General features: G+C 63.2%; 14 protein-coding genes. 12 read left to right on the forward strand and 2 right to left on the reverse strand.

The features are described from left to right. The first annotated feature begins 9 nt into the window (after nt 1-9). Complete coding sequence (locus ACH2DW_RS02435) at nt 10-867, forward strand: hypothetical protein (RefSeq protein ID WP_394928120.1); 858 nt, start codon at nt 10-12, stop codon at nt 865-867. An 8-nt stretch (nt 868-875) separates the two neighbouring features. Here the strand turns inward: ACH2DW_RS02435 and ACH2DW_RS02440 are convergent, their stop codons facing one another. After that, nucleotides 876-2,384, reverse strand: coding sequence for an acetyl-CoA acetyltransferase (locus ACH2DW_RS02440; protein WP_394928121.1), 1,509 nt, complete (start codon nt 2,382-2,384; stop codon nt 876-878). Nucleotides 2,385-2,481: 97 nt separating this feature from the next. Between ACH2DW_RS02440 and rpiB the strand changes: the two genes are divergently transcribed. Together rpiB and glyA are read left to right on the forward strand one after the other, a co-directional pair. Next, nucleotides 2,482-2,928, forward strand: a complete 447-nt coding sequence (gene rpiB, locus ACH2DW_RS02445; protein WP_394928122.1) for a ribose 5-phosphate isomerase B — start codon at nt 2,482-2,484, stop codon at nt 2,926-2,928. A 68-nt stretch (nt 2,929-2,996) separates the two neighbouring features. Continuing rightward, entirely contained in the window at nt 2,997-4,238 is a 1,242-nt protein-coding gene (gene glyA, locus ACH2DW_RS02450; RefSeq protein ID WP_394928123.1) for a serine hydroxymethyltransferase, read from the forward strand. 5 nt (nt 4,239-4,243) lie between these two features. On the opposite strand, the gene ACH2DW_RS02455 is transcribed toward glyA, so the two are convergent. Next, nucleotides 4,244-5,197 (reverse strand): DUF559 domain-containing protein, encoded by a 954-nt coding sequence (locus ACH2DW_RS02455; protein WP_394928124.1) that lies wholly within the window; start codon nt 5,195-5,197, stop codon nt 4,244-4,246. A 133-nt stretch (nt 5,198-5,330) separates the two neighbouring features. Between ACH2DW_RS02455 and ACH2DW_RS02460 the strand changes: the two genes are divergently transcribed. The 9 genes from ACH2DW_RS02460 to atpA all read left to right on the forward strand — a co-directional run bounded on the left by ACH2DW_RS02460 (nt 5,331) and on the right by atpA (nt 12,032). Then, complete coding sequence (locus tag ACH2DW_RS02460) at nt 5,331-6,572, forward strand: glycosyltransferase family 4 protein (protein WP_394928125.1); 1,242 nt, start codon at nt 5,331-5,333, stop codon at nt 6,570-6,572. Nucleotides 6,573-6,654: 82 nt separating this feature from the next. Continuing rightward, nucleotides 6,655-6,957 (forward strand): hypothetical protein, encoded by a 303-nt coding sequence (locus ACH2DW_RS02465; protein WP_394928126.1) that lies wholly within the window; start codon nt 6,655-6,657, stop codon nt 6,955-6,957. Then, nucleotides 6,954-7,424 carry an ATP synthase subunit I gene (locus tag ACH2DW_RS02470; protein ID WP_394928127.1) on the forward strand — a complete coding sequence of 157 codons (471 nt, stop codon included), beginning with the start codon at nt 6,954-6,956 and terminating at the stop codon, nt 7,422-7,424. Before ACH2DW_RS02465 ends, ACH2DW_RS02470 begins: the two co-directional genes overlap by 4 nt. Nucleotides 7,425-7,486: 62 nt before the next feature. Next, on the forward strand, nt 7,487-8,266 hold the full coding sequence (gene atpB / locus ACH2DW_RS02475; RefSeq protein WP_394928128.1) for a F0F1 ATP synthase subunit A: 780 nt from the start codon (nt 7,487-7,489) through the stop codon (nt 8,264-8,266). Between the two features lie 60 nt (nt 8,267-8,326). Next, the gene (atpE, locus tag ACH2DW_RS02480) at nt 8,327-8,608 is read left to right on the forward strand and encodes an ATP synthase F0 subunit C (protein ID WP_394928129.1); all 282 of its coding nucleotides are present in this window, start codon (nt 8,327-8,329) and stop codon (nt 8,606-8,608) included. A 52-nt stretch (nt 8,609-8,660) separates the two neighbouring features. After that, nucleotides 8,661-9,290 (forward strand): hypothetical protein, encoded by a 630-nt coding sequence (locus ACH2DW_RS02485; protein ID WP_394928130.1) that lies wholly within the window; start codon nt 8,661-8,663, stop codon nt 9,288-9,290. Then, a complete protein-coding gene (locus tag ACH2DW_RS02490) occupies nt 9,287-9,856 on the forward strand; it encodes a hypothetical protein (RefSeq protein ID WP_394928131.1) in 570 nt (189 codons plus the stop codon). Before ACH2DW_RS02485 ends, ACH2DW_RS02490 begins: the two co-directional genes overlap by 4 nt. Further along, nucleotides 9,853-10,380 carry an ATP synthase F1 subunit delta gene (gene atpH, locus ACH2DW_RS02495; RefSeq protein WP_394928132.1) on the forward strand — a complete coding sequence of 176 codons (528 nt, stop codon included), beginning with the start codon at nt 9,853-9,855 and terminating at the stop codon, nt 10,378-10,380. The genes ACH2DW_RS02490 and atpH overlap by 4 nt, the downstream gene beginning before the upstream one ends. Nucleotides 10,381-10,436: 56 nt before the next feature. After that, nucleotides 10,437-12,032 carry a F0F1 ATP synthase subunit alpha gene (gene atpA, locus ACH2DW_RS02500; protein ID WP_394928133.1) on the forward strand — a complete coding sequence of 532 codons (1,596 nt, stop codon included), beginning with the start codon at nt 10,437-10,439 and terminating at the stop codon, nt 12,030-12,032. The last annotated feature ends 74 nt before the right edge of the window (nt 12,033-12,106 follow it).

A 12,106-nucleotide genomic window follows, 5' to 3' on the forward strand; every position in this document is an offset into this window, starting at 1 on the left:
ACTGTCGGCATGGAGAAACGCTCGCGCTCGGTCGCGTTGGTCACCGATCGACAGGCCACTCGGCTGCGTGCTGGTGCCCTCGTCGCAGTACTCGTGCTTGCGGCGTGCAGCGGGGGCGACGATGACGCCGGCGAGCCCATTGCACCGGTGAGTGGCGAGTCGGTGACCAGTGACAGCAGCGAGGCCCTCGTCCCGACGCCCGACGCTGGTGAGGAAGGTGACGGTCAGACCGGCGGTGACGCCGAGACCGCCCCGTCGACCACCGAGTTCGATTTGTCGGCGCAGCCGAGTACACCCGCGATCGAACCGGTTCCCGAGACGGGGGTGCCCGGCATCGACAGCGGCGATGTGTTCTGTCGAGCGTGGAGCGAGTTTGCCGGCAGCTTCCAGGCGCTCGGCCTGGTGTCGGCGATTGGTGACCGCGATGAGGCGTATCGATTTGAAGTGATTGCCGCGAGCACCGTGACGGCCGCGGTGGACACGATGGAGGCGAACCTCCCGCCTGAACTCGAGCCAGAGCGCGTTGCGCTGGTGACTGACCTCGCCGGGCCGTTCTTCGGCCGTGCGACATTGGCCGAAGCCGACCTGATCGGCGCTGGTATCGAACCGACGGTGCTCCGCGCTGTGTGGCTCGCTGCGCTGACTGAGGCGGGCGTCGATGATCCGGAACTGCAGGTTGTCGTGCCTGCATCGATCGATGGAACCGCGCTCGACGCAGCGGTCGCGTCGTTCTCGAATGCGCAACTGGGGATCGTCGAGGATCCGGCCTTGATCACCGACGCCAGGATCCCATTGACCGAGGCCTACCTGGCCAACGTCTGCCCTGACGGAGGGATTCTTTCGGGCAACGACGACATTGGCGACTGACTCGTCGTCTAGATCAAGAGCGCTCCGTCAGGGTCGAGATGGCAGCCGACGCCGACCCATTCGCCGTCGCACATCGCGGAGGCGATTGACGAATCTGAGGACGTACCCCAGGCGCGACGTCCGTCTGCGAGGAGGCATGACGCCAAGGCTGTCTCAGGTGCGCCGTCGCGAGAGAACATCACGGAGTAGGCCTCGATGGTCGCCTCGCCCGCAGCGTCGGCAGGGGATGCCAGCTCGCGTTTCGGGAGCGCATCGACCTCGGCCTGCGGTGAGCCGTGCCGGAACGCGTTGGTGGGGGGAGTGGTGCTGTAGATGCCGAAGGCGTGCTTGGTGGCGTACCCGCCGTTGGCCCACGTGAGGCCGTACTCGCCGGGTCGCTCCCGAAGGTCTTCGACGACGCTCGCGATGGCATGCATCACGTAGTTGTTCCAGGGGCCTCCGCAGAAGGTCAGTCCACCCGTCCGCGACCATTGACGACCGCTGCCAGGCGTGATGTCGACGCCAAGGGACTGGGCCCCGAGTTGCACCGCCGACGGGAAGCACGAATACAAATCGAGCACCGACACGTCGTCGATGTCGATGCCTGCGAGATCGAGGGCCATTGCGCCTCCGAGTTCGACCGCAGGTGTCCGAGCGAAGGTGTCGCGATGCGAGACGAACGGATGCTCGTGGGAGTCGGTACCGGCGTGGGGAAACACCCACTTGTCGCGACTGACGCCCATCCGTTCGGCGGCTTCGACCGTGCACATGATGATGGCCGCGCCCATGTCGACGTCGTTGTTCGAGTTCATGAGCTTCGGGTACGGGAAGCCGATCATCCGGTTGGTGTCGGTGACCGTGGTGATCTCGTCGGCGGTCTTGGACTGTTGGATCCAGGCGTTCGGATTCGCGGCGGCCACGTCGCTCAATCCGGCGTAGAGCGCGCCGAGGAATTGCTGATGTTCCGCAACGGTCCGCCCAGACTGCGCCCGCAGCGCCGTTTCGAACATGGGGTAGATCTGAACCGGCATGAAGATGCCGCGGTCGCGCTCCTCCGGCAGGTTCATGTTGAGTTCCTTGCCGATGTATCGCGGCAGGTCGTCGTCGGCCGCCTTCGGCCAATCGAGCGTGATGTCTTGCTTGCGGGCCCGCATGAAGGTCTTGAACGCTTCAGCGCCAGCGAGGATTGCAACATCGACCTTGCCGGCGAGCATCTCAGCAGCGGTCGCGTTGACCAGCGACTGGGGGCTGTTGCCGCCCGCCGTCGACTCGGCGAGTTCAATACCCGACTGATCCGGTCCGCCAAGCCCGAGCCGCTGCGCCAGGAACCGCGGGGCGTTCCGGAACCGCCACCCGATGATGTTGACAACGCGCACCGAGTCGGCGGCCGGCGGGCCGTCGAGGCCGGCATCATCGGATGCGGCCAAGACGGCTTGTTCCATCAACTCGATGGGGTTGAGCGCGTCCTCGATGCCGGCGGAGCGTTGGTTGTATTGGCCGACGCCGATGATGACGGGGGTACGGGGGTCGAGAGTCACATCGTGACTCTATGAATCACGTCGCCTCCGGCTGCAAGCCGGACGTTTCGTCAAGAGGTGCGCGCCGCTCTGCGCACGACTCCTACACTCGCCACCGATGGCACGAATCGCAATCGGCTCCGACCACGCGGGCTACGAACTCAAACAGCACCTCATCGGCTTCATGGAGGCCGCCGGGCATTCCGTCGACGACCAAGGGACCCACTCGACTGAGTCGGTCGACTACCCCGAAATCTGCGCTGGCGTCGGACGAACTGTTCGCGACGGCGACGCCGACTTTGGCATCGTCCTCGGGGGCAGTGGCCAGGGCGAGCAATTGGCGGCAAACAAGGTGCGAGGTGTTCGAGCAGCACTCTGCAACTGTCTCTACACGGCGCGCATGGCGCGTGAACACAACGATGCCAATGTGCTGTCGATGGGTGCGCGTGTTGTCGGCACCGGCGTCGCTGAAGAGGTTGTGCAGATCTTTTTGACCCAAGCGTTCGAAGGCGGCCGCCACCAGCGCCGCGTCGATCAGATCACCGAACTCGAAGCCAACTTTTAAAGAGTCGCAAATAGAGTCACACATGGGGTCAGGCCCCGCTTGCGACGTTTCTCAAACAAGGATCTCCGATGCCCTTCCCTTCTGATACCGATCCCGATACCGAGGTGCAGTCGCTCCTCGCGCGTGAAGTCGAGCGCCAGACCACCGGCCTGCAGTTGATCGCCAGCGAGAACTTCACGTCGCCCGCAGTGATGGCTGCCACGGGCTCGGTGCTCACAAACAAATATTCCGAGGGGTACCCCGGCAAGAGGTACTACGGCGGCAACGCGATCGTCGACGACATCGAACAGCTCGCCATCGATCGGGTCAAGGAACTGTTCGGCGCGGAGCATGCGAACGTGCAACCGCACTCGGGTGCCAATGCCAACATGTGTGTGTACCAAGCACTGCTCACACCTGGTGACACCGTTCTTGGCCTCAGTCTCGACCACGGTGGCCACCTCACGCACGGATCTCCGGTCAACGCATCCGGGCTGCTGTACAACTTCGTCGCGTACGGCACCGGTGCCGAGGACCGCATTGACATGGACAATGTCCGCGAACTTGCGCTCGAACATCGTCCGAAGATGATCGTGGCCGGTACGACGTCGTACCCGCGTCGCCTCGACCCCGAGCCGTTCAAGGCGATTGCCGACGAGGTTGGTGCGCTGCTGATGTTCGACATCGCGCACCTCGCCGGGCTTGTCGCCGGGGGATCGCACCCGAACCCAGTGCCGTTCGCCGACGTGGTCACGTTCACCACCCACAAGACCCTGCGTGGACCGCGTGGTGGTTGCATCCTGAGCAAGGCCGAGCACGCCAAGGCGATTGACAAGGCCGTGTTCCCTGGCTGGCAGGGCGGCCCGCTCGAACACGCCATCGCCGGCAAAGCAATTGCCTTCCGCGAGGCAGCTGACCCGTCGTTCACGGAGTACGCACACCAGGTGGTCAAGAACGCCTCGACGCTTGCTGCGGCATTGGCGAGCGAGGGTTTTCGACTCGTCTCTGGCGGCACCGACAATCACTTGATGGTGGTCGACCTCACGCCGTTCGATGCGGAATTGACCGGCAAGGTTGCGCAAGCCACCCTCGACGAGGCCGGAATCACGCTCAACAAGAACACCATCCCCGACGACCCGCGCAGCCCGTTCGTCACCAGTGGCGTGCGTATCGGTACGCCGTCGGTCACCACGCAGGGGATGACTGAAGCGGAGATGCCGCTGATCGCCGCGTTGATTGCGCGTGCGCTCCGCAACGTCGATGACGCGGCCGCGCTCGCCGAGGTCAAGTTCGACGTCGCTGCTCTCTGCGCCAAGTTCCCCGCCTACTAACTCTCCTACCCGTTTGCGTACCCGGTATGTGGCGCCGGCGACACACCTTGGGTACGCAAACGGTCATGGGCGGCGAGCCGTTCGCGGAGGGTGCGCGCGACTCCGTATGGATCCTTGGTGATCTCATTCCAGGTGTACTCATAGACGAGGAGACCGAGGTCGGTGAGTTCCCCTCGCCGCTGCCCATCGCGCTCTCGCTCGGCGTCTGAGGCGTGACCGCGGCGGCCGTTGACTTCGATGACGATGCCGTGGTCCTCGAACAGGAAGTCGACACGAGCGATGTGTCGGTTGCCCTTGCGGTGAACGACCTGGGTCCGCGGGCGTGGAAGCCCGGCCTCGCGGACAAGTTCGAGGAATCGCCGTTCGAGCATTGAGTGTCCACCCGAGTCGGGAAGCAGCGCATCAATCGTCCGAACGCCCCATCGTCCCGAACCACGCAGCGTCTCAAGTCGGCGAGCAATGACAGTCGGAGCGGAGAGTTGCAGGCGAACGGCTGAGTCGATGGCTGCCTCGAGGCGGCTTCGGGGCGACCTGGCGAGGGCCAGATCGAGAATGGTGCGGGTGGCCGATGTGACTCGCAACCCATCCACGCGCACGCGGTCGCCCATCGGCATCCACTTTGTTGTGTGGACCGAGTCGTGGATGTGTCGGGATCGATTTGATCGCAGCACGGAGAATTCGACCGCGTGATCGGGCGAGCGGTCGAAGCCGCGCAGGACGGCGGCCGCCTCGAAGCTGATCCAGCTTTCGTCACCGAGCGCAAGGAGGCCGATCCGAAGCTGCTGGCGGCGTGTCGTCGGAGCGCCGCAGATGACAAAGACCTGCGGCGCGACGCGCCGCAGCACGCCGCGCCGGACCAACCCGCTGATCATGTCCTTCGTCAGCCCAAGGTCGAACATGTTGCGACGGCTGACGACGCCGTCCTGCTGTTCCGCCAGCTGGGCGAGATCGTTCCGCACACCTCTGCAGTGGGCTCGGCGACGCCCGGTCCGGCAAACAAAACCGTTTGCGTACCCATCCGGTGTCGTATCCGACCCCCCCGGGTACGCAAACGGGGGAGTGTGGGGGGAGGGGCGCGTAGTATCGGGGCTCGTGCCGACGCTTGGGTCTTACCTCCTGGTGGGAGCGGTGGCGGCGGTTGCGACTTTCTGTGTCACACCACTCGTCGGAATGCTGGCCCGACGGCTTGGCTGGGTGTACCTCCCGAACGATCGCACGGTGCATGACACGGCGCTGCCCGACATCGGCGGCCTGGCAATGTATGTCGGCTTCGTCGCCGCCTTCGTGACGGCTTGGTTCACCGGATCTCTCGACGTGTTGTTCGAGAGCAACTCCGAACCGTGGGGTGTGCTCATCGCAGCGACGATCATCTTCGTCGTCGGACTGATCGACGACGTCCGGGATATCTCGGCACCTGCCAAGGTGTTCGGCACGGTGCTCGCCGGTGTCGTGCTCGTCTATTTCGGTGTCGAGATGTTTGCGTTCCGCCTGCCGTTCTACGAAGGCGCGATCTTCCTCGATGAGTCGCTCAGCCCGCTGGTCACCGTGCTGTGGCTGGTCGGCATGAGTCAGGCAATCAATCTGGTTGACGGTCTCGATGGACTCGCGGCGGGCATTGTCGGCATCGGAGCGGTTGCGTTCTTCCTCTACAGCGAGCGCCTCGCAACGCTCGAATTGCTCGACACCGCCAACGTTGGACCGCTGTTCGCCGTCGTTGCCGCCGGTATCTGCTTCGGATTTCTGCCGCACAACTTCAATCCGGCACGCATCTTCATGGGCGACGGAGGGGCGCTGCTGCTCGGGCTCCTGATGGCGGTATCGACCAGCGTGGTCGGTGGCCGTGTCGAGGTGGGCGAGGAGTCGGTCGGCACGACGTACTTCTTCCTCGCGCCGCTGGCGATCCCGCTCCTGATCCTGGGCGTGCCGATCTTCGACACGCTCTTCGCGATCGTCCGCCGGGCCACGAGCGGACAGGGTCTTGCTTCGGCTGACAAGGGTCACCTGCATCATCGCCTCATGGAGATGGGCCACGGCCACCGACGGAGCGTCGTCATTCTCTGGACGTGGACCGCCCTGCTCAGTGCCTTTGTTCTGTACCCGACGCTGACCGATCAGAACCCGACGTACTTGCCGTTCGGTATCGCGGTGATTGGGATTGTCCTCTACACGGTGCTGCACCCCAGTGTGCGAGCTCGACGCCGAGAGAACGGCACGCCGCCAGACGGTCTCGATCGGCCGGACATTCAGCAGACGGTCGAGCACGAGCAGCTTCAACTCGACGTGTCAGGCGAGAACTTTCGCACACAGTTGCCGTCGGGGGAGCGCGACCACTAGGTTGTGCATGCGTTCACAAGCTCCGATTCGTACTGAATTCGTTGCTCTGCCCTGAACCACATTCTTCGACTCGCACAGACCCATGAAGCTGCTCCCCATCAACACGCAGAAGCGCGTGAACACCGAGGATTCCCTCGGCCATGGCATGGACGCCGTGATCATGTTGGTGCTTTTCTTGCTCGCCGGCTTTGGACTCGATCGCCTCTTTGGCACCATGCCGCTCTTCATGATCGTGATGACCGTGATCGGCTCGGTCGGCCTCTTCTTGAAGTTCAAGTACCGCTACGAAGCGCGCATGGACGAACTTGACGAGCAGCGTCGCGGACCTGCGGCACGAAATGCTGCTGCGCAAGCAGCGGCTGTCGATCCGGAGGCTGCCGGATGAGCGCCACCGCGGGCGACGCATTCACGACACGATTCGAGGGGCCCGCCCCCGAAGTGGCCGTGTCGAACGACATGATCAAGCGTGGGCTCATCGTTGCGCCGATCATCATTGCGATCTGCGGTGTCATCTGGGGTGTCAACGGGGCCTTCTCGAGTGCGTACGGCGTCGCCATCGTGTTGGTGAACTTCGCTCTCGCCGCCGCGTTGATTGCCGGCGCTGCCCGAATCTCGGTCGGATTGATGATGGGCGCGACGATGTTCGGGTACCTGATTCGTCTCGCCTTGATCTTTCTCGCCGTGTGGATCGTGAAAGACGCGTCTTGGATTTCACTTCCGGCACTCGGATCGACCATCATCGTGACGCACCTTGGTCTCCTCTTCTGGGAGATGAAGTACGTCGCACTCTCGCTTTCACAACCGGGTCTGAAATCAGATGTCCCGCAAGTGAGTCGCGACCACACAATCTGACCTATCCTCCCTCCCGCTGATCACCCATCCGCTGAACCCCCACGACTGAAACGGAAATCAACGTGCTCGCTGAACGTGGCCTCGTCTTCCCTCCCATCAACGAAATTCTTCGATGGCAGGACATCTTCCCGTCCTTCAACAAAGTTGCCCTCATTGCCGTTGCCTCGGCATTGATTGGCATGGCATTGTTCACGCTCGCAGCGCGAGCTGACGCCAAGAAGGCGCCGACCGGCGCTCGCAACCTCGCTGAGACCACGGTCGAATTCATCGAAGAGGGCATCGTGATGCAGACCCTCGGCAAGCAGGGTCTCGGCTGGACGCCGTTCTTGCTCAGCCTCTTCATCTTCATCTTCCTCTGCAACATCCCGGGCGTGATCCCGATTCTGCAGATGCCCGCCACTGCTCGTATGGCGATCCCGCTGGCGCTGTCGCTGCTGGTCTGGGTGCTGTTCATCGGCACTGGCCTGAAGCATCAGGGCGCCAAGTACTTCGGCCACCTTTTGTGGCCTCCCGGGGTTCCCACGCCGCTCAAGCCGCTTGTTGGTGGCATCGAGTTCGTGTCGACGATCTTCATCACGCCGTTCAGCCTCACCGTCCGATTGATGGCGAACATGATGGCCGGCCATATTCTGCTGGTCACCTTCGGTCTGTTGACCGAAGCCCTGGTGACCGCGGAAACCCAGCAGCTCCTGCTGGTCCCGACGAGCATCCTGCCGTTCTTCATGTTGATCTTCCTGACGGGCTTCGAGATTCTCGTTGCATTCCTGCAGGCCTACATCTTCACGATCCTCGCCGCCGTCTACTTCAGCAACTCAACTGCCGGTCACGGCGAAGAACACTGATCCGTCCGGATCAACCGATCTCCCACTCATCTCAGAAAGCACACAGGAGAAATCACCATCATGGAAGCACTCAGCGCACTCGTCGCAGCCGAAGAAGCCGGCGCATTTGACCCCGAGGCAAAGAACATCGCGGCAGCAACCAATGCCGGTCTGGCCTACGGCCTCGCCGCCATCGGTCCTGGCATCGGCATCGGCTACCTCGTCGGCAAGTCCGTCGAGGCAATGGCCCGTCAGCCCGAAGCAGCGGGCATGGTGCGTACCACCATGTTCCTCGGCATCGCCTTCACCGAAGCCCTCGCCCTCATCGGGTTCGTGGTCTTCATCCTGGTGAAGTTCGCCTGAGCGAACTCCCCAGACACTTGGTCCAATTCATTCATCAACGCAAGGAGTCGACGTGCTGACAGCAGTCGTCACAACTTCGCACACTGGAAGCGTCGTTCAGGTCAATCTGATCGAAGCCGACACGTGTGAGCGCACCGATCTCGAGGGCAACCCCGAGTTTCCGACGAGCGATACTTCGTCGGCTGGGTGTCCCGAACTCATCCCGATCGCCCCCGAGGTCAAAGAGATCGTCTGGGGATTCGGTTCGTTCGTCGTGCTCGCCATCGTGTTGCGCTACGTCCTGTTCCCGAAGGTTCGGGCCGGCATGACCGCGCGCTACGACAGCATCCAAGGCGACTTCGAGAAGGCCGAGACGCTCACCGCGTCCGCCCGGGCCGAAGTTGCTGAGTACGACGCACAGGTTGCTTCGGTTCGCGCCGACGCCCAGGGTCGTGTGGACGCTGCTCGGGCCACGCTCGAAGGTGAGCGCAACGAACAGCTCACAGCCGTCAATGCCCGCATCGCCGAGAAGCGTGCAGCAGCAGCGGCCGAGGTCGAAGCTGCTCGCCAGGCAGCGAGTTCGCAGGTCGCCTCAGCGGTCTCTGACGTTGCTGCCCGAGCGGGAGAACTCGCTGCAGGCAAAGCACCCAGTGCTGACGTCGTGACCGCCGCAGTCGACGCGGCAATGGGAGCAAACGCATGAGCCTGATCGCCGCAGTCAACGCATTCATCGCAGCCGAGTCCGTCCCGAACGACGGTGTTGGCTCAACGTCACTGCATCCGATTCTGCCGCCCACGGGCGAAATGATCATCGGTTCGCTGGCGTCGATCATCGTGTTCAGTGCGCTCTTCAAGTTCGCCGGACCGACGATCAAGAAGAGTTTCTCGGACCGCACCGCGAGAATCCAGAAAGAACTCGACGACTCCGCTGCTGCAGCGGCTGCCGCTGAGGCCGAAGCGGTGCGCATCCGCTCCGCAAAGGGCGATATTGATGCCGAGCGCAGCCGGCTCTATGCCGACGCCGACGCCCAGGCTGAAGCGCTCCTCGCTGACGGCCGGGAACGGCTCGGAGCCGAAATGGCCGATATCGAGGCTCGTGCCGAGGCCGAACTGGTTTCTGCAGCTGGTCGCAGTGGTGACGAGCTCCGTGCCGAGATCGCACGGTATTCATCGAGCGCCATCGACAGTGTCGTCAACGGCACCCTCGACGACGCCGCACAGCAGGATCTGATCGAAGGATTCATCGCACGAGTGGGGGCTTCATCATGAGCGACGCACGTATTCAGGGTTACGCCCGAGCACTGTTCGAGATCGCCCGCGCTGAGGGCACTCTCGACGAAGTCGAAGACGAGTTGTTCCGTTTCGCTCGCTCATATGAGTCGAGCGACGAACTCCGCAACGCACTGACCGACGATCAGGTGCCCGCTGAGAAGCGCCAGGCCATCGTCGAAGATCTGCTCGGCGGTAAGGCCACCAGCACCACGACACAGCTGGTGTCGATGGTGGTCGGCTCCGGTCGTGGCCGTGAGCTTCCGGCCATCGTCGATCAGCTCGTCGAGCGCGCTGCTGGCTCGAAGTTTCTCACTGTCGCCGAAGTCCGTACTGCTGTCGCGCTTTCCGACGACCAGCAGGCCCGACTCAAAGCGGCGCTCGAAAACGCCTCGGGCATGAGCATCAGCCTCAAGGCCGTCGTTGACCCCTCCGTCATCGGGGGTGTCGTGGCCACCATCGGTGACACCGTCATCGATGACACCGTTCGTACTCGCATCGACCAGCTGAAGAGCCGGCTCTAAGAGCCGACCCGGATGCCGCACGACTACTCATTTGCTGACTGTTAGGGATTATCAGAATGGCTGAACTCACTATCTCCGCCGCCGACATCGCATCGGCGCTCAAGAAGAACCTCGAAGGCTTCGAGCCCTCACTCGAGGCCCGCACCGTCGGACGCGTCGCCGAAGTCGGCGACGGCATCGCCCGCGTGTCCGGTCTTCCCGACGCCGCCGTCAACGAGCTCCTCGAGTTCGAAGACGGCTCTGTCGGCCTCGCCCTCAACCTTGACGAATCGTCGATCGGCGCCGTTGTGCTCGGCGACGTCGACAAGATCGAAGAAGGCCAGACCGTCAAGGCCACCGGCAGCATCCTGTCGATGCCGGTCGGCGACGGCGTCCTCGGTCGTGTCGTCAATGCCCTCGGCGAACCCGTCGACGGTGCCGGTGAACTCACTGGCACACAGCAGCGCCGCATGGAAATCCAGGCACCGGGCATCCTCGGCCGCCAGCCCGTGCACGAGCCGCTGCAGACTGGCATCAAGTCGATTGATGCCATGACCCCGATCGGTCGCGGCCAGCGCGAGCTGATCATCGGTGACCGCAAGACCGGCAAGACCGCTGTTGCCATCGACACGATCCTGAATCAAAAGGGTCTTGGCGTGAAGTGCATCTACGTGGCCATCGGTCAGAAGGGCTCGACCGTCGCGCAGACGGTCGACACCCTCCGCCAGGCCGGCGCCATGGAGTACACCGTCGTTGTCACCGCACCTGCGGGCGACCCGGCTCCCTTCAAGTACCTCGCCCCATATGCCGGAGCAGCCATTGGCCAGCACTGGATGGACAACGGCGAGCATGCCCTCATCGTCTATGACGACCTCTCGAAGCAGGCTGACGCTTACCGTCAGATCTCACTGCTGCTGCGCCGCCCGCCGGGCCGTGAGGCGTACCCGGGCGACGTGTTCTACTTGCACAGCCGTCTGCTCGAACGTGCCGCCAAGCTCTCCGACGAGAACGGTGCCGGTTCGCTGACTGCGCTGCCGATCATCGAGACCAAGGCCGGCGACGTGTCAGCCTTCATTCCGACCAACGTGATTTCGATCACCGACGGCCAGGTCTTCTTGCAGGACAACCTCTTCAAGTCGGGTGTGCGCCCCGCAGTCGACGTGGGCATCTCGGTGTCGCGTGTCGGCTCGGCTGCTCAGACCAAGGCGATGAAGGGCGTTGCCGGAACGCTGAAGCTCGACCTCGCGCAGTTCCGTGAGCTCGAAGCATTCGCCACGTTCGGTTCCGAACTTGACGCGATCTCCAAGGCCCAGCTCGAGCGCGGGTACCGCCTCGTTGAGCTGCTCAAGCAGCCGTTGAACAGCCCGATGGCTGTCCAAGACCAAGTTGTCTCGCTGTTTGCCGGCACCAAGGGCTACCTCGACGATCTGCCCGTTTCCGACGTGCAGCGCTTCGAGTCCGAGCTGCTCGACTTCATGCGGTCCAACCACGGCGGCCTGATGGACGAGCTCAAGACTCAAAAGATTCCTGACTCGCTCGCTCCTGCCGTCGACGCCTTCAAGGCACAGTTCGCCGTCTCTGGCGATGCTTCGGGCAACCCGATCGACCCGACATCGGTGGATGCCGATGAACTGGGTGCCGCCGAGTCGAACAAGACGCTGGCCACGGAATAACTCCGCAGCCCTATCCACACCGACGACGATCGAAAGATGACCATGTACACGATTTGCGCACTGGGCGCTGAGGG

This window comes from uncultured Ilumatobacter sp. (assembly GCF_963980585.1).
Classification (GTDB): domain Bacteria; phylum Actinomycetota; class Acidimicrobiia; order Acidimicrobiales; family Ilumatobacteraceae; genus Ilumatobacter_A.